15 protein-coding genes and 1 pseudogene are annotated in these 17,918 nt (G+C 38.4%); all 16 read right to left on the minus strand.

Annotated elements, in window-relative coordinates:
• Nucleotides 1-10: 10 nt before the first annotated feature.
• Entirely contained in the window at nt 11-1,447 is a 1,437-nt protein-coding gene (locus D5281_RS09805) for a relaxase/mobilization nuclease domain-containing protein (protein ID WP_160559978.1), read from the minus strand.
• A 138-nt stretch (nt 1,448-1,585) separates the two neighbouring features.
• The gene (locus D5281_RS09810; protein WP_160559979.1) at nt 1,586-1,915 is read right to left on the minus strand and encodes a cupin domain-containing protein; all 330 of its coding nucleotides are present in this window, start codon (nt 1,913-1,915) and stop codon (nt 1,586-1,588) included.
• A 39-nt stretch (nt 1,916-1,954) separates the two neighbouring features.
• Complete coding sequence (locus D5281_RS09815; RefSeq protein ID WP_160559980.1) at nt 1,955-2,539, minus strand: flavodoxin family protein; 585 nt, start codon at nt 2,537-2,539, stop codon at nt 1,955-1,957.
• Between the two features lie 63 nt (nt 2,540-2,602).
• Entirely contained in the window at nt 2,603-2,854 is a 252-nt protein-coding gene (locus D5281_RS09820; RefSeq protein ID WP_160559981.1) for a Smr/MutS family protein, read from the minus strand.
• Nucleotides 2,855-2,944: 90 nt separating this feature from the next.
• Nucleotides 2,945-3,691 carry an EFR1 family ferrodoxin gene (locus D5281_RS09825; RefSeq protein WP_160559982.1) on the minus strand — a complete coding sequence of 249 codons (747 nt, stop codon included), beginning with the start codon at nt 3,689-3,691 and terminating at the stop codon, nt 2,945-2,947.
• 169 nt (nt 3,692-3,860) lie between these two features.
• Nucleotides 3,861-4,085: a plasmid mobilization protein gene (locus D5281_RS09830; protein WP_160559983.1), complete on the minus strand. Its 225-nt coding sequence runs from the start codon at nt 4,083-4,085 to the stop codon at nt 3,861-3,863.
• 531 nt (nt 4,086-4,616) lie between these two features.
• Nucleotides 4,617-5,216: pseudogene (locus D5281_RS09835) on the minus strand (response regulator transcription factor); the annotation flags it as partial.
• Between the two features lie 467 nt (nt 5,217-5,683).
• Nucleotides 5,684-6,721, minus strand: a complete 1,038-nt coding sequence (locus tag D5281_RS09845; protein WP_160559984.1) for an acyltransferase — start codon at nt 6,719-6,721, stop codon at nt 5,684-5,686.
• Between the two features lie 726 nt (nt 6,722-7,447).
• Nucleotides 7,448-9,997, minus strand: a complete 2,550-nt coding sequence (locus D5281_RS09850) for a hypothetical protein (protein ID WP_160559985.1) — start codon at nt 9,995-9,997, stop codon at nt 7,448-7,450.
• 12 nt (nt 9,998-10,009) lie between these two features.
• Nucleotides 10,010-12,712 carry a hypothetical protein gene (locus D5281_RS09855; RefSeq protein WP_160559986.1) on the minus strand — a complete coding sequence of 901 codons (2,703 nt, stop codon included), beginning with the start codon at nt 12,710-12,712 and terminating at the stop codon, nt 10,010-10,012.
• A gap of 309 nt (nt 12,713-13,021) precedes the next feature.
• Nucleotides 13,022-13,672, minus strand: a complete 651-nt coding sequence (locus tag D5281_RS09860) for an HNH endonuclease family protein (RefSeq protein ID WP_160559987.1) — start codon at nt 13,670-13,672, stop codon at nt 13,022-13,024.
• Nucleotides 13,656-14,810: an AAA family ATPase gene (locus D5281_RS09865; RefSeq protein ID WP_160559988.1), complete on the minus strand. Its 1,155-nt coding sequence runs from the start codon at nt 14,808-14,810 to the stop codon at nt 13,656-13,658. The genes D5281_RS09860 and D5281_RS09865 overlap by 17 nt, the downstream gene beginning before the upstream one ends.
• 106 nt (nt 14,811-14,916) lie before the next feature.
• Nucleotides 14,917-15,846 carry an RpnC/YadD family protein gene (locus tag D5281_RS09870; protein WP_160272547.1) on the minus strand — a complete coding sequence of 310 codons (930 nt, stop codon included), beginning with the start codon at nt 15,844-15,846 and terminating at the stop codon, nt 14,917-14,919.
• 314 nt (nt 15,847-16,160) lie between these two features.
• A complete protein-coding gene (locus tag D5281_RS09875; protein WP_160559989.1) occupies nt 16,161-16,598 on the minus strand; it encodes a DUF4368 domain-containing protein in 438 nt (145 codons plus the stop codon).
• 159 nt (nt 16,599-16,757) lie between these two features.
• On the minus strand, nt 16,758-17,525 hold the full coding sequence (locus tag D5281_RS09880) for an ATP-binding protein (RefSeq protein ID WP_160559990.1): 768 nt from the start codon (nt 17,523-17,525) through the stop codon (nt 16,758-16,760).
• Entirely contained in the window at nt 17,515-17,754 is a 240-nt protein-coding gene (locus D5281_RS09885) for a hypothetical protein (protein ID WP_160559991.1), read from the minus strand. The genes D5281_RS09880 and D5281_RS09885 overlap by 11 nt, the downstream gene beginning before the upstream one ends.
• Nucleotides 17,755-17,918 lie beyond the last annotated feature (164 nt).

The following is a 17,918-nucleotide window of genomic DNA, read 5'->3' on the forward strand; positions in this document are numbered from 1 at the left end:
CTGCCGTTAATCAATGGCGGCAAAGAGCAGGAAATCTAAACAGGTTATCCTGCTCTTTTTTTGCCCCGAATCCGGGAGAACGGAGGGCGCACACTTGCCATGCCCGCACTGTAAAATCACTATCATTAAGTGGAGCAACAATGAATCCGCCGTTTCTACCGCCTACCAGGTTTTCTTCTTTTTTAAATTCACGCTTTGCCTTTGCTACGGATGCAAGCTCCGTCTGATATGCCTCCTTCATTTCTGAAATCTGTTTTATCGTATATCCCTTCTGAACTAAAATTTCTGCCGCCTCCTTCCATTTCTCGTAATTAGGGGCATAAAAAAGGCTTCCCTGTTTGTAATAGGAAGCACGCGTCTCATTCTCTTCAATTATCTTTAATAGCGCAAGGGCTAACTTATGTGGGTATCTCCGTTTGTATATCTGGTGTCTTGCTTCGTCCAGATCACCCATGCGGATTTCAAGATTCTCTTTCCGTTTTTCTAATTCCTCTGTAGAGCGGATGCTGTGCCTGCACAGGTACAAGTATTGCGACTGCAGCTTTTCAAACTTTGCAGCTTCCTCCTTGCATCTCCACATCTGGCTGTAAGGCTTCCGTTTAAGCTGTCCGGTGCGATACATCTTTGCAAGAAATGCCTTTTGGTATGATGTTGGCGGAATATACCTTCGGTAATTTTTCCTGCACCCGATAAGCCTTGGGGTACGGTTTCCGCTTCTTTTAACCTCATGTCGGATGCCCTTTTCTATTTGGGATTCTATAGCTTCTTTTGTATAATGCCCTGAAATATCCGTAAGGCGGATAAACCGCTTTTCTCCCATAAGTTTCAGATAAGTCTCCCCTGACTGCCGCCTTATCTCATATCCTTTCAGTTCCATTAATTTCAGAAAATTATCATAATTATTTGCAAAAGAAATGGAATCCTCCTCATCCAGTCTGAACTGGTGATTCCATTTAAAAATACCCTGTTTTGTTTTATCCCATTTCTTTGGCTCTTTTTCTGTGCCTATCTCAATATCCTGTATGGAAAGACCATACTCCTTGCAGAGTTCATTGACAATTGGCTGTATCTTTCTTTCCCAATCACCTTTTTCGTAGCGGTATTTCCTTCCGGTACGCCATGACACACTGTTGAAAAGAATGTGGGAATGTACATGCTGCGTATTGTCATGGATGGCGTACAGGCACTGAAAATCATCCCCAAAGTATTTCTCTACAAACTTCTGTGTGATCTCCATAGCGGTTTCCGGTCTTACCTCCTGAATTTTGAAAGATATGATAAAGTGGTAGCCCTGACGCTTATCTATCTTTCCAAACTTCCTTTTCGTTGCAAGCATTTCCTGCAGTGCGGTATCTGCGTTGCAGTTATGGCTTACCACCAGTGCGCCTGCCTGCGTTTTTTCTTCGTCTGTGATGTAGGAAATGACATTTGCAAGGTGCATAGCCATGTATCTTTTTCCTGTCTGATGGATGCAGGATATTTTTGTGATTGCGATTAAATGACCTCCTGACCTTTGTTATTTTATCTTCCGCTATCTTCAATTTCCATACAAAGCGATGTGTGCCATATGCAGACACTTTGGAATTTATCGTTCTACAACAACTGTCAGCATGACTAAATCCTCATTTCCGGTATTTATGATGCTGTGTTCTGAGCCCTTTTTACATACATGGCAGTTTCCTGCGGCAAGCAGTTCTTCTTCACCATCACAGATTGCTTTTCCTGTGCCTGAAATAATATAATTAATGTCATCACTTGTGGGATGTTTATGCATTCCGATAGAGCCGCCTTTATGTACTCTGCATGGTATGATCTTCCCATTATCATCCATATACATCTTTGCAGACATCTCACCTGTTCCGTTATTCATCCCCGGGGCTTTCCTCTCCTGCTGTCCGTTAAAATCTATCAGCATAATATTTTCCCTCCAGCTTTTTTGATCAAGTTTTCTGTGTCACTCTGAATATATTTTCTTTCCAAATTCATACGCCTGTCTTAAATAGTCTGTTTTATCAATCTGCGGTCTGCCATTTGTATCACCACAGCCCCCGGCAAGGAGCATCCCTTTATCATGGAAACCAATGTAATTGACCAGTGTAAATTGATAATATGATACCGCCTGAGCAAACGTCCAGAAGAAGTTGTCAGCGGAAGTCATCAGCAGCGCACAGTCCTTAGCCGGGTATTTTTCATATCTTCCAAGCGGCGGGTTGGGATCTTCTTCTGCGATACAGTAAAAACGCTCAATAAATGCCTTTATCTTTGATGAAATAGTCCAGAAATATAAAGGTGATGCAAAGACAATACAATCTGTATTTTTTATCTTGGGTACAATTTCATTAAAGGAATCTTTCTGGATGCATGGCTTCCCATACCGGCAGGCATTACAGCCGAGGCAGCCTTTTACTTCGTTTTTCAGAAGATAGACCAGTTCTATCTTATGCCCTGCTTCTTCTGCGCCTTTTATAAAGTGTTCCACAAGCTGGGCGGTATTCCCTTTTGGCCTGCCGCCGCCCTGTACGATAAGTATGTTTTTCATAGACATATCTCCTAAATTTACTTTGCAGTAACGCTGTTTCTTCTTTAAATAAATACTGCTCTTTTAAAACTCCCGCAATACAAGTTCCGTAATCCCCTGATTATTCCCCATTGTGATCCGCTTTACTTTAGGCTCCCTGCCATAGCTGAATTCATCCCGGATGCCATCCCGGATTCTCGTGCCGCCATGGTAGCCATGGATGATACGGATTCGGTATACACCTGGCTTAACATTGTTCAGGCATTTTCTTATTTCTTCAACCGCCGCTTCAACATTCTTTCCATGGACATCAATCTCAATAATCCCATTCAGCATATTTCTGTTTCTCCCTTATCTATGAACTGCTTATTTCTTTTTGGATTTCTAAAATTTCCATGTATATGCTTTCTTTGATATCCACGCATTTTATAGCGGGCACTGGTATCTTGGTTTCCCCTTGCTCTTGTTCCCGTATTCAATAGCTTCCTTCGGGCATTTGCAGATACAGGACATACAGTGCGTACACTGATCACCCCATACAGGCTTCCCATCCTTTAACCTTACATTGTTTAAAGGGCAGACCCTGGTACATTTCCCACATCCGTTGCAGGCATCCGTTGCATAAAATTTCTTTGCGCTTACAGCCAAAGGGTAAAATAATGTGTTTATTATCCCACTGCTGACTTTGGCAAAAGCACCGACTTTCTTCTTTGGTATCGTGCCATTATGCCTTATGACATCAACGATATGCTTTATCACAACATCAGCATTTTTTATGATTTCGACTGCTTCCGCCCTTTCCGGGGCATTGAACATTGCGATATAATTCTCCGGCATGACAACTTCTCCGCAGCCCATATATGTGAAGGTCTTCTGCCCACAGATTTCAGGCAGGTACTTTGGCATATTTCCCATGCTGACTCCGCAGGTGGTTACAAAGTAAGCACATTTGCTTCCTGTAAATGAAGTGTATAAGATAAAGTCCTTGAGGATTCTTGGCATCTGCCATGCATAGGTGGGATATACAAATACAAAAGGTCTGTCCGAATGTATTTCTGAATAGTCATGTTTCTTGATCTTATCAAACAGGTTGATGACTTCATCCTCAATCTGCTCCCCGATTTTCTTCGCTACATATTCGCTGTTGCCTGTTCCTGTATAATACAATACCAAAATGTATGCCTCCTGTCTGATAGGTCATCCATGGGCTGACTTTCTTTACTCCTGCAGGCTATCCTGTCATAACCAGTTCTTTTACCAGTCCATTGATTTCTTCCATATTTTTAATAAGGTTTATTTTATCACTTTCCTTACACAAATGGGAATTATTATTTTTCACTATCTAGTTGATGTTTCCGCCGATTTTGTTTATTTCATTCCGTAAACGCATTATTTCAAGTTCTAATTCCCTGCTTCGTGGATACTCCGACTGATTCAGGAGCAGATAACGGATGTATTCTGATTCATTCATATTTTCTGCTTTGGAACGTTCTGCTAAAAGTTTTGCTATTTCTTCGGTCAGTTTGAAATGCTTCCTGATTACATTTTCGCCTTTTGGTCTTGCCATGTGCATCTCCTTCCTTTTTGGGAGAGGGCGTTCTATGGAACGCCGCAAGATACGCATTTCGTGGGCACGAAATGCTAAATCTTGTCGGGGAGTACCCCCGCCCCCTTATTTTTGCCATATTTTACATACTGATATCAGTTCCAGCTACTTTGATATAAGAAACCGGGAGGTTGAAGGAAGCCGCCTGCGCCGCCATCTGTTCTGTCACCTGCTGGTACCCCATTATCTCCTGCTGGAAGGACTTTCATCATCACATTCAATGCGGGCATCTGTATCTCCTATAAGGTAATCATCTATTTCTGCCACTGCTGTTTCCATGATTTTATGCTGCTTATGAAAGTAGCATAAGCAGAGAAACAAAATCCCACATCCCATAAACAGAGAAAGAATAAAGAGTACAAGCTAGCAATTTCCGTGAAATCTCCACAATATAACCTGTGACAGAATCGTATTGCAAAATAAAAACAGGGACATTCCGATAAACAGTGCCTTAATACTTTTGTTTGTAAATATTCTCGTAAAAATACCCCATCAAATAATATTCCATTTATATCCCATACGTCTTACAGTCAAAATCATTTGCGGATTGCTGGGATTGTCCTCAACTTTTGTCCGCAGTCTGCGGATATAGACATTCAGCGTATTGTTATCTATATAATTTCCTTCATTATCCCACAGGTTTTCTAAAATCTGATCTTTAGAAAGCACCATACCCGGATTTTGCATAAACAGACACAGCAGCTTATACTCTCCTGCCGTCAAATCCAAAAGCTCTCCATTTTTATAAACCTTTCCCTGTGTCAAAATCGCCTTTAAAACATTAGAATGAATTTCTGTTTCTGTCTGATTAAAATCACCTGCACGTCTTAACAGCGCATTTATCCGGGATAACAGCACTCCCAATTTAAAAGGTTTTGTAATATAGTCATCACCACCCATATCCAATCCCATAATAATATTGACTTCCTCATCTGATGCTGTCAGAAAAATAATAGGTACTTTTGAAGTCTGGCGGACTTTCTCGCATATTTCAAAACCGGAACCGTCAGGAAGTGAAACATCTAAGATTAACAAGTCATACTTCCCCTCTGCCCAAACAGTATCCACTTCTTTTATAGTCCTTGCCATTTCTTGTTTATTGAGCCACATTCTCAACGAAATAACACCAGCCCAAAACCGCTGTTACATGGAAATATACACAACCATGCAACAGCGGTTTTCTTATTTTCGTTTCTTTCTCTGGCCCACATAGCTTTTGAAGAATTTCGATTTTTCAAGGATATGTACAAGCTGCCTCCCTCTTTACAGACGCACAGGGGATTCGTCCCCTGTTCTCCTATGATTCAAAAACAGCATCTTTACGCCAGACATGGACATCAATAAAAGAAAGGGAAATGCATAGGGGGAAAGTAGGCTATTCCGGCTTTACGATTGAAGCCTTATACAATACATTTATACAAACAACACCCCGGATTGGCTTTTGGCTGGACAACTCCAGCCAGACACCACAGAAAACAGCAGAAACCATTCTGAAATCCAATAAGCCGATATGAACGTCACATATAAGGAAAAGGAAAAAGTATAACCGTTCTCATCCTTTAATGAAGCATTACTATTTTTTTGACAACCGGTATATGGTCGGTTATGAACGCACACAAAAGACTAACCGCAAAAGTGAATACTGTCAATACCGAAATTGAGATAACTGCCGGAAACGAGATGGTAGTTATACCAAAAAGATTCAGTTTTTCAATTAGGAACATATGAAACATATAAATGAAAAATGTGTAGCCGGACAGCTTCTTCCATACATAAGCATTTCTTACTCTTTCAAACACTATACCATACTTAAAGCAGATAAAGACAGCCGTACTCATGATAAGGATATTAAGGGAAGCCGGGCTGAACCATGTTTCAACATATGTACCGGAAACCATGCTATCTTGGACCGTCAAAATAGCTGTCAGGCATAATGCGCCAATCCCCATTACATAGATCACCCGCCGTATTCCCTGTCTTATATCCGTTATGTCCAGATAATACCCCAACAGAAAATAACCAAAATTACCAGCCAGAATATCCATGCCAAGGCTGTCAAGCCGTGCCTGCACCGTGTTTAAATGGAATACCCCTGTTAATGTTGGTGCCAGAAATTTAAATACGGCCCACGATATCAGATAATATCGCAATACTTTCTCTTTTGTGCTTATCTGCCGGGCAATTGGAAGCAATATATAAAACCCGCAGAGCATTTGAAGAAACCACATATGGACATGTCCAAATATAAATCTTTCTACTGATGCCCTCCAGACTTCTACCGAAAAATCTCCTTTGAGTGCATCAACCATCACTCCCTGGAAAGCATAGAAAGCAGACCAGACATAAAACAACAATACCAGTTTCAGAATCCTTTTGCCCAGCGCCAGATCCTTTTTCTCCGGTGCAATCAGAAAGAGGCCGCTCAGCATAAAGAATACAGGAACAGCAAAACGGGTCAGACTGTTATAAGCTGTCATGACCATAAATTCTCTGCTATGTATATCCACCACACTCCAGTAGCTGGCTGATACATGCAACAGCACGATTGCAAAACTGGCCACTACTCTTAATACATCATATTTTGATATTCTGTTCATATTGCCCATACCCCTCATACAGATATTATGCATTCACATACATTTCCGTATACACTCCAACGCCACGCTTCTTACATTATCATAGTAATTATACGTCTTTACGAATTATAATACAACGACAAGTTTTAGTATCATTCCCGTCATACACATGGTCCGTTACTATTCACGGTCTGGAAGCCGCTCATAGTAACATTCGGGGCGATATTCCAAGTTTCGCTTCGCAAAAATCGCCCTTCACACCTGAATCACATTCTCATACGCATTCCTGACCCGTGAAAAGTAACCATGGCCCCTTTAGATTGGAACCTCTCCACATATGGCAGTAAGCCATAGTGCGGCGGTCTTGCTTATGATCCTTTTATTTCATTCAGCATAAGGCAAGCACAAACTCAGCAAACAAATATAAGCCTCCGAACCCCGTTGATGTCAAGTAATTGTCACGAACTTTTTTCACTTTTTTGAGTAAAAATCGCTGAAACCCGCATAACTTCGTTGGGGTTGTGGTGAATTAATGTCAAGTTTGTGAAAAAATCGTGGTAAATTAGTGTCAAGTTGAAATGTCCGCCATAAGCTCTGACCTTCTATAAAGAATCTTGCAAGCTAAGGATCCAGTTGTCAGCATAAATATCATCTTCGAACCATCTTCTCACCTGCCCCGGATTTTCCCCAACAACGTCTCTGTCTGGTATCAGACTTTATCCTGCACCGAACCTCCTACCAAAAAATTTATTTTATTCTTGAGAGATAATCCGCTTCCCTCGAAGTTGCACTGAAAACCTGTGTAATTCCCATTCTTCTCACATAATCAATCCACGCGTAAATATCTTCTACATCGTATATATATTGACCATCCTTTGTCTTTGCCTTCCTTAGTGCAGCCGTCATCAAGGCAAATTCATTTTCTAAGGAAGTATCAAACACACCCTGGTCATCCGTATTTAATGATACCTGTAACGACATATTATTTTCAGTGTTTCTCAATTTTCTGCCATTAAAACGAAGAATCGGATGCTCCTCATATTTTTGAATCGTTCCAATCAAATAATTTGATGACGGATTAGTTTCAATCCCAATTCCTTCCATCACCAACATCTGAATCATTCGGTCCTGTATCTCTCTTACCGCTTCCGCATAACCGCATGGAATTTTAAACAATACTCTTTTTGCACCTTCTTTTCTTACGTGCTCGTCATAGTGATACATTCTATAAAGTTTTCTGTATTTCTCTGCCTTTCTTATTGAATTAGAAACCTTGTCGTTAAACTCATAACGAGAAAACCTTTTTAACGGAATACTGTTTAAACTGCACGCAAACGCTTCCTCATCTAGCAAATAACTTCCCGGAAAATCGCCTCGAAGCCGCCAGCTATTATAATACTCTAAATAATTTACTGACTCGCAGCGCGAATTCTTCAAGTTATATGTAGGATAAATCTCATTAAACAAATCATAAAATTGCTGGTCAAGTATACTCTTTAATTTCCCGTTCAAACCAATCCTGTATTCATCCTGCTTAACCAACAGCCATGCAATATCATCTAGCAATTCCTGTTTCGGCAAAGCAAGCACATTTCCTTTAAACTGATAATAGGCAGAAGGATCAATCCCCAGTGCTAGTGCATGTCCAATCCTGCATCCTCTATGCAGGTTACAAAAAAGCATCGCTTCATCAATTGCCCTCAAACCATCCACGAGATCCAAGAAGTCTTCTCCTGCATGATAGGTTGCCATTAAAACGCCCTGCCTGCCTAATTCACCTGGAACTAAATAATCCAGCAAATACCGATATATTTGCGCAAATACTTCCGGCCTACATCCAATTTCATTTGCACAGGCATCTATTCCACGAATATATTGATTTATCCTGTCCTTTTTTTCCAAGAGTGCTACAATAGCATTTGCATATTTCTCCGTTTTCCGTCGCACTACAACGTCCCTTGGCGCATATAATTCGTACTTTTTCTCCTTGGCTTTCGGAAAGTGCAATACAAAAAACATCTTTTCCTTAATTTCATCTTCACCAACACATTCTAATTTTTGATTCAATTTACCTGCTAATGTATGGGAATCTAATGCCGGACAAATCCTTGCCTCTAGAGAAACGATATTTTGCTCCTGAAAAGAAGCATTTACGGCTAATCGGACAAGTTCATACTCATATTCTTTCTTATCCTCAACAAAATACTCCTTCCGCGACTCATAATCGCCAAAATTTGAAAAACCTACCATCCGGTTTACCTGTACCATTTCACTTCTGAAATAAGTTCTGGCAACTAAATAACGATAAAACACATTTTTTTGATATTCCTTAAAGGAATATTCACCTGTACCAAAGGAGCGCTTATAACATTCATATAGAAATCTTCTCTCTCCCGACAGGAGCCTGCTAGGGTTATTATTCTCATCATATACATCCTTTTCCAATGCATAATCTAAAATAACATGCTTCTCATTGGCCGCGCCATATGTCGCTCTTGCAAGATTTATGATATCCTGTAAATCTGATACCACTTCCCATACCAAAATTTTTCTTTGTTCAATACCCTCTATAATTTTTTGTAATTCTTCCGTCAAAAAATTGTCACAATGTATCACCCCAAAAAGAAAAATTCTGTATAATGCCGCCCTAAGGCACAGCTCATAAAATCTTTTTTTATTTGGGTCGTTTCCATAGTTGTACTGGAGCATTTTTTCGAATTTTTTAAACTCTTTTCCACGGTTTTCAATATGGTTCATCAGGCAAATCCAGTTCAACTCAAATATTTTTGTCGAGCCATTCAGATGAAAATGATTCTCCGCCATTCCCCTTTTCAATATATTATCCAGACGCATATCATCGCTACCAATAATAGGCTCCCATGCGAAAAAGCAGTTTTCCCTTCCTCTCTTTAGATCCTCTTGAGCCAAAAATGCACATGTAAAGAAATCTTGCCCAAGCTGAAAAGAAATTTCTCTCCACCTCAGCATCTCGTCCAATTTACATTTGATCTTCTGCGATTGAAACGTCAGCAGCTTCGATGCAACTTTTGAAATCATTCCGAAGACACTTCTTAAGCCATTCGGGCTATTTCTCATATCCTCTTTCAATAGAAGGTAATTATTAACTCTCTCATCCTCCGAATATTTGGGAAAAATATCCTTAACATATTCCAGATACAGTTTCTTCCCAACACGGTCATATGTATGGCAATCCCCACTTGTCCCACGAAATAACTGTATCTGTTCAAATGGTATTTTCTTGAACAATATTTCCAAATTCCCGCGTTCAATATCCATCCTTATATCCCTCTAATTAATGACATTTCTTATTTGGGCAACAGCTTTATATTCATTATGTTGTTCTTCACTGATCTTTTTCTGAGGATTCTCCATATATAAATCAACAACCTCTGAATATAATTTCATAAGTAATTCAGAATCAAACCCCTCTGGCATTTTCTTCTCTTTATAAGTATATTGCTGAATACTATTTGCTATATTTTCAAGTAAATCCTTCACATAATCAGCATACCTATTCTTTTCAGTTATGAATCCTGTTATGCCTTTTACTTTTCCAATATAATCCTCTGTAGCAACCGTTTCAATCTTCTGTGCAAAAACACGTTTCAAATTCCGCTTTTCTATTTCATCCGCCTCAGTAACGCTGGGGTACTTGTTCTTCTCCTCCGCTACCATACACACACGTGCATAAATCTGGCAAATGTCTATCTCCTTTCCTTTTATCTCCCCTTTCTCTGTTTTTTCTAATGGAATCCAGAATTTCGTCCAATCGGCATGTCCTGCCCCGGCTTCCTTCATAAAATGGCTCACATTATCCAGAAACTTTTTAATCAGCTGATATGTCCTGTCCTCATTTGACTTTGTTGGTTCTTTATAATCATTATTCCTTGTGCAATATTCAAGTAACTGCAGTGATAAATCCACATTCAGAACAATAACCCTTGCCTGTTTAACCAGGTTTCTATTCTTCTCCTCCATGACGGAAAAAATATCCTTTACATCATCCCAATCCACTCTTAAACGTTCCAGATTCAAAAAAACAAACATACTCTCCAATTCACACAAATTTACGATATAATTCTCAAGGCTCACTACCACATTCGGAGGAATTGTATAATTATTGGCAATAAGAGGAACCCTATTCAAACGAATCTTACCGTTGTTTTGCAACTCAAAGTTAGAACTCAGTAAAGCCATAAGAATCCAGATAATGATTTCAGATCGTCCAGTATCTTTCTTTAGTGCTGTGACTTTTGTCTTCGAAACATCTTTCCTTTCAATAGACAACAAACACTTTTCTTCCTCCAAAACATCTGCAACCGCATTCCAACACTCAAATATATTAATAAAGAATTTATCTCTATTCATCACAAACTGGTGGTTTTCAGTTGCAATCCACGGTACAACCCCATTCGCCCGATTACCCCAAATAAATCCCCCAATTAATGGATTAGCTATTTCTATTTTCTCACAAAATTTTTCGTTTAATATAATGGTGTAATATATCTCAACATAATCAGATAACAAATTATCATCATTAAATGTCAAACAAGACATATTGTTGGTAAGCCTTTCAATAACAATTGCCAAACTCCAAAGTGTGAATTCTAAATTAGAATTGGCATATATATCTACTACACCTACTCTACCTGTCTTTTTTTGATATACTTTATTCAGGAAGTTATACATATTGTAATTTTTGATTCGATCATCGCTCTCCACAACTTCCATCAAATCTTCCAGTTCTTCCTGTCTCACATTTCTCTTAATCATTTCCTCTATAAAATAATACTTAAATTCCAATATATTATTCAGCTTTATCCGTATATTGTCTCCCGGATATTCCATTTCATTGAGCATTGAAATAAAATTGATCAAATCTCTCAAATTAGAAGGAACCAGATAACTGGATCCATTTTCGGAAGGGATAAAATACATTCCAGTTTTCTCACATATCAATTTAAGCAATCGATTTTCAAGAACCAGCGATTGATTATCCATACCATCATTCTTGAGCACAATTCCTTCCAGTTCAACCTGATTACTTTTCAGTTCCGGCAGATAAATTCTCCTCGCTTTCGGAATCAACTTGGTGGTATACCGTTCAGCCATTTCCCTCATTTCTCTATCGATCGTATTTGTCCGTCCCTTTCCCTGAATAATGTTCTTAAAATCATCCCTGTTTTTCTCTTCAATTCCCATTTCAAACTGTTCGATTTTAACAGCCATCACAATAATTATATTGGGCAAAATCAAATATTTTCGAATCTGCTCCGCCATCTTATAAACATTCTCGTTACATAAATCCAAATCATCTATAGCAATCAACAGTTTTCCGCACTTTTTTGCACTCGCCCGCTTAGAATTAAGCTCTAAATACATTTTGACCAATTCTTCCATATCATTCCTTAGCATCGTACTTGCGCCAAGTTTCTGCAGTTTTGAAATATTTCCTGCCTCATCATACTCATCATCCAACATTTTCTCCTTGTTGTTAATGATTGAAAGGCTTTTATACACCTTCGATAACTGCATCATCATCTTTTCTCGTTCGTATTGTTCTATTGATTGATTATTCTCATCATAAATGCTCTGAAAATCCTGGTATATATGAGCCAATACAATATCTACAATATTATGCACCTCATCAAACATTGACGGATCAACAACAATATTTGTTTTCCAATTACTGTTCCTGATGTTCTCCCCAAACTTTAGTTTATCATCACGTTCCCCCGACCGAACCAAAGCTTGGACAAAGGACATCATAGCACTGCTCTTTCCGCTACCTCTTTCACCGCAAAAAGCAATAATATTATTGGGATTTTCCAGCCTATTATTTTCATTCCCATTATCATCTTGTAAATTCCAAATATTATTCAAACTATTCACTGCAATTTCATATTCATGAAAATACAAACTGTCCTCGATAATTTTTTCTTCTATATGTATTTTAAATCTTTGTCCATCTGCAATTTTTAGTTTTTTCATAAGCATTTCTCTCCAATTCGTTTTTTATTTTGTATAATCTGCACTTTAATATATTCCTCATTCACAATCAAATATGTATCTCTGCATATCTCTTCAAATATTCCTCCTTCTTATCATCAATAGTCGGTTCCTCCTTTTGAAAACGAACTTTTACAATATAATCCCCTATTCTATTAACATATATTATTTATCTGCTCTGCAAAAGAAGCCATCTCTTCGGGAATAGACTTTTTCGTTTTTAACACAATATCCCTTAAATCTGTTAATATTATAAAAACAATTTGTATGAATTATATTAACACTTTTAGATTATTTTATTAGTTCACCAAAAGATTGCATTAACTTTTCACTTTGCAACACCACGCTTCTTTTGAATCCGGCAAAATTACTTTCCCTGCTCAGCATTTTTTTAATATTTTCCCAATATACTGTTCGTAACTTTAAATCATTCTCATTGTGATAATTTTCAACGCATTCCATAAAATTTTTTAGTTCCCGGGATATCCTTTTTTTCAAATTTTTTGCTTCACATGCCGAAATTGGCGTTCCTGCGCCATTATATATCTTATCAAGTAATTCTCTGGTTTCACCATTCTCTGCACCATTCAATCGTTCCAATATTTTCACATAACTTTCTGGATAACTATTAAATTTCAGAATTATGTATTTTTCTGGATCCTCTTTTGTACAATCTATTATATGATCATAACAACTTCCTTTAATCCTATTACAATGAGCACATGCAAAAAAAAGATTTTCCCAATCATATTTCAAATGCTTATGATTTTTACATGAATGAAAATGCTCTACATTTATCGATGTTGGGGATTTTTCTTCGCAAATATAACACTTATCCAAAAAATCCTGTTGTAATATTAATAAAACCTGTTCACTTCGATAATCTTCTTCTGTTTTAATAACTATTCCTTGCGGAATTTCTGATTTACTTATCTTTACCATGTTTTCTTTGACTTTCTGTTATCTGGAAATCTAATATAATGTCCTCTGCTACAAAAAATGGAATCGATTGAAAATACTTAATTAAATCTACCAACTCCTCATCCTCAGAAACACTTCGTGAAGTATCTTTCTCTACAAGTTCGCGATATCTTCCATACTTATTTCCCATCACATCTGAAAATACAGTTGTACTAAATAGAGATTCTACTAAACATTCATACGAATACGCTGATAAATTTCCTACCATGATATTTTTTTCTAAATCATATATCACTGCAGATTCTATTGAAGATACAACAAAAGGAGAATGTGTTGCTACAATAAACTGAAGATTTGGAAAAACTCTTACTAAAAAAGGTAAAACCTTCTTTTGCCATGCAATATGCAAGTGTAACTCTATTTCATCTATCAAAACAATCCCTGGCAAATCATATTTTAAGTGAGCCTGCTGTTCCATTCTAATTACTATTTCAGAAAATAAGTCAAAAAGTGCTTCATAGCCGCTTGCCATTTCGTCCAAACCAAATTCTTCCCTGCCTGGTAATTTAATTTTAAAACACATATCTTCCAATAAAAATTTCAATTCTAATTGAGCATTATCGAATAGTTCTCTCAATGCACCCTGTAGCCATTCAAACCATTTTTCTACATCTTTAACTGTTTCCTCGTCTCCTTTTTCTCTTGCAAACAATTTCTCTACGTATAAATATACAAGAAGCTGCCCAAATGATGTATTCATTTTTTCAGTGAACATTTTTACTTTATATATATTAAAAGCTCCAACTGTCTTTGATTTATTCATGGTAAACTTTCTGTCTGCTGAAAAATATATAAGTATAATTTGACCTTCCTGATATAACTTATACATTTCTTTACCATCAATACTATTAGAAAGATTACTTCTTATGTCTATTTTATCAGAAGAAGAATCGAATTTTATTTCCTTCCAATCTTGCCCCATAAATCCCATAACATGTAAAAAAGAATTTTCGATTGCTTTAAGTACACTCGTTTTCCCACATCCATTGATACCCGTAATCAATAAATGTTTCTTCTCGTTTTGGGGTAATTCTATTTTTATATTCTGTAAATGCCTGACCTGCCGTATATTAATCTCTGTCAAATATACTTGTTCCATATCAATCCTCTTTTCAAATGTAAAATCAGGAAAATAGCTTATATTTCTGTTATTTTCCTGATTTATTATAACAATATAAAATTTCTAATAATTTCATTTTGTTGCTTTACACTGTGCGAAGTCCTCCAAGTTGTTCTACAACTGCAATATCAAGTCCCGAATATTCCGCAATCTTCTCTATCGGCAGTACTCCATCCTGTAGCATCCTGATTGCTGTTTCTTTCTTACTCTCGTTCCGACCTTCATCTCTTCCTTTATTCAAAATCGTCCTTGCTTCTGTTTCAAGTAGCGCTCCGCTCATTATTCCACCTATACCTTTCTGCACATTCTCATACTTCTGCGCAATTTCTCTAATCACATCACCGGAAAGTTCTATAATTGTATGTTTGTCAAATGCCCCAATAATCTCTTCCTGTTCCAGTTTATCAAGTCTACTCAAAATATCCTGATACTCTGCTTTCAATTCTGCCAGCTTCTGCTCATTACTATTATACACCTTAAAGTTCTTTTCATGTGAAAAAATATAAAACGGAATTAACAGTAATAAGCCTTTTGAAAAGATTTCCTCCAGAGAATACCCCTGTATCTTCATGATTGGCACATCATACTCCACAGTACCGCCTGGAGTTTTTATCACATACCGCATTTTATCAGGTGTCTTCTTATATGTTCTAAGATACAACACTGCTGTATTTGGAAATGTTACAGTCAGTGTTTCATTAATGATCTCACTCTCATCCAATGCTATCTGGGCATCGTATTCAAACAACCGGATTGTCATACGCCCATCCGGCAGGCTGCTCTCACATTCAAGATGATACTTTTTCTTTATCTTTCCAAATATTGTGAAATTAGTATCCGTTATTCTTTTCTGGTCTGCTTCATCCTGTTGGTCAATAAAATGCTCATTGGGATGAAACTCTATTTTTTCATTCCCTATATAATCTTCTCCAAAAATCTCATTGATCACCGGGATGATCATCTGTCGGCAGTCATTCAAGATTGTCCGGAATGCCCCATCATATATATTCCCCATATACAATCCTCTGTATTTCTTATTTTTATCATATCATTTTCTTACTACATACACAACTACATCCAAAATACAATTTATATTCTTTTGCAAATCTCTTGCTTTAAATTTATTACTACTAATTGCCCACCAATATACCATTTTCCTTTATAGATATGGTTCACGCCTATTCGTCACATCCCCCGATTGTCTCAAGTTAATATCACGAACTTTTTTCACTTTTTTGAAGCAAAATTCCCGGAAGTCGCATAACTTCGTTAGGGTTGTGATAAATTAATGTCAAGTTCGTGAAAAAATCGTGGTAAATTAATGCTAAGTTATCTCTCCCTGAAATTCCACTCAATCTTTACCCTCTTGTCCTTATAAATATATACCTTTTTCACAAAAGTATCAACCAGTTCCTGTGTCAGCTTTTCCATATGGGAATAACGGATCACCTGCTTCATATCCGCTTCCAGCCTTTCACATTCCTCTTCCAGCTTTAAGATTTCTTCTTCCCCGTCATGTATTTGCCGCTTCAACAGACCGGCCTGCTGGTCCAGTCCGTCAGCTTCCCTGCGGTACTCTTCCGGTGTCATGCCGCCAGCTGCATACCGCTCATAAAGCGCCTCCTTTGAATCCATTGCCTGCTTTTTTTCCTGATGCAGGTTTTCAAGCTGTTTCCTTATCTCCATGATCCTGGCCTTCTGGAACATGCGCAGGCTCTTCTCCTGCACTGCCGCTTCCCCGCGCATCATCAGCCCTTTGTTTATCATGCTGAATATTATCCCCCTTGGGAGCCACCAGTTTCCCGCTTCAGAGCCACCCGGAAATTTCTTCCTTGAGAGCCACCTCAGACACAAGATATAGTAATACTGCCCCTGTCGCTTGAAAATACAACAGAGGCAATATTAGGTCTAATGATGTTCAGATGATTATGCTTCTATCTTGTCAACAAGCCTTTTGAGCTTCTTTGAATCATACAGCTTTCTCAGGTTTGTTTCATTTGTAGGGATTTCATAGGCATTATGGATAATCCTGTCCATGATGGAATCCGCCTGCGTCCCTCCGCCGGGCCTGTTATGCCATTCATCCACAGGATACTGTCCGACAAAGATTGTTGCGTTATTGCCACTGCGTTGTTCAAACAGCTCATAGAGGTTCTTGGCATCCTTTTCAGTAAGTTTATAATTCAGCCATTCATCACGGATGAGGATCTGATAGTTACCGATCCTTTTCCTGTATTTTGTAAGTCCCCTGAGGTTGTCGTTCTGGTTCTCAAAGTTACGCATCAGGTCAGGCATCCTGATATACAAAACCCTGTAAGTCTGTCTGCATGCTTCCACGCCAAGGGCACATGCAAGGTAAGTCTTTCCCTCACCGGTCGGTCCTGTGATGACAAGATTTGTTGCATTGGCAGCAAATCCCATTGTGGCGGGATTTAGAATCGTGGACTTTTTTATCTGCCTTGCATCATAATCCAGTGACTCGATGCTTGCAGAAGGATATTTAAAACAGGCATTTTTGATAAGCCGGTTTATGAGCCTGTTCTCCCGTTCCTGTATCAGTGTTTCAAGGAGCAGTTCCAAACGCTTTTCGCAGCTTAGATCCACAAGCTTTATATCTTTTTCCTGCATTTCTATGATCCCTGCAGGGCCGCCAAGTTCCAATACCGATAAACTCTTTTTTATTTCAATGTTCATTTGCTGCCTCTCCTTTTCTGTAGTAATCCGCGCCTCTGACAATTCCGGATTTTTTATTGTTTTCCTTAAACTCTGTAAGTTCCTTCTCACTGTTTATGCTCTTTGCATTGGAATAGATGGTCTTATAATAAGGCATATGGTATTGCCTGAGCGCTTTATCACATGCTTTTTCAAGGAGCTGGGGTGAATAGATATCAGCTATGGAAAGTATGGCTCCTGCTGTCTGCATGGGCTGTTCTTCTACTTTTCCTCGTCAAACATCCTGCGGATTACTTCAAAGGTCTTGGTGCCTGTTTCCCTTGCCCTGTCGCGCAGGGCATCCACTGACAGATTTTTCCGAAGCGGGAATGGCAGATGAGCCGGCTCTGTCCGCATGCCGTCTGCCATATGTCT

Source organism: Parablautia muri, from assembly GCF_009917485.1.
Lineage (GTDB): Bacteria > Bacillota > Clostridia > Lachnospirales > Lachnospiraceae > Suilimivivens > Suilimivivens muri.

Coding starts and splice junctions, on each gene's coding strand:
- D5281_RS09870 (WP_160272547.1), bottom strand. CDS start 15,846: ATGGGGAATATATATGATGGGGCATTCCGGACAATCTTGAATGACTGC.
- D5281_RS09820 (WP_160559981.1), bottom strand. CDS start 2,854: ATGCTGAATGGGATTATTGAGATTGATGTCCATGGAAAGAATGTTGAA.
- D5281_RS09885 (WP_160559991.1), bottom strand. CDS start 17,754: ATGCAGACAGCAGGAGCCATACTTTCCATAGCTGATATCTATTCACCC.
- D5281_RS09805 (WP_160559978.1), bottom strand. CDS start 1,447: ATGGCTATGCACCTTGCAAATGTCATTTCCTACATCACAGACGAAGAA.
- D5281_RS09860 (WP_160559987.1), bottom strand. CDS start 13,672: ATGGTAAAGATAAGTAAATCAGAAATTCCGCAAGGAATAGTTATTAAA.
- D5281_RS09865 (WP_160559988.1), bottom strand. CDS start 14,810: ATGGAACAAGTATATTTGACAGAGATTAATATACGGCAGGTCAGGCAT.
- D5281_RS09875 (WP_160559989.1), bottom strand. CDS start 16,598: ATGATAAACAAAGGGCTGATGATGCGCGGGGAAGCGGCAGTGCAGGAG.
- D5281_RS09830 (WP_160559983.1), bottom strand. CDS start 4,085: ATGGCAAGACCAAAAGGCGAAAATGTAATCAGGAAGCATTTCAAACTG.
- D5281_RS09845 (WP_160559984.1), bottom strand. CDS start 6,721: ATGAACAGAATATCAAAATATGATGTATTAAGAGTAGTGGCCAGTTTT.
- D5281_RS09810 (WP_160559979.1), bottom strand. CDS start 1,915: ATGCTGATAGATTTTAACGGACAGCAGGAGAGGAAAGCCCCGGGGATG.
- D5281_RS09855 (WP_160559986.1), bottom strand. CDS start 12,712: ATGAAAAAACTAAAAATTGCAGATGGACAAAGATTTAAAATACATATA.
- D5281_RS09815 (WP_160559980.1), bottom strand. CDS start 2,539: ATGAAAAACATACTTATCGTACAGGGCGGCGGCAGGCCAAAAGGGAAT.
- D5281_RS09880 (WP_160559990.1), bottom strand. CDS start 17,525: ATGAACATTGAAATAAAAAAGAGTTTATCGGTATTGGAACTTGGCGGC.
- D5281_RS09850 (WP_160559985.1), bottom strand. CDS start 9,997: ATGGATATTGAACGCGGGAATTTGGAAATATTGTTCAAGAAAATACCA.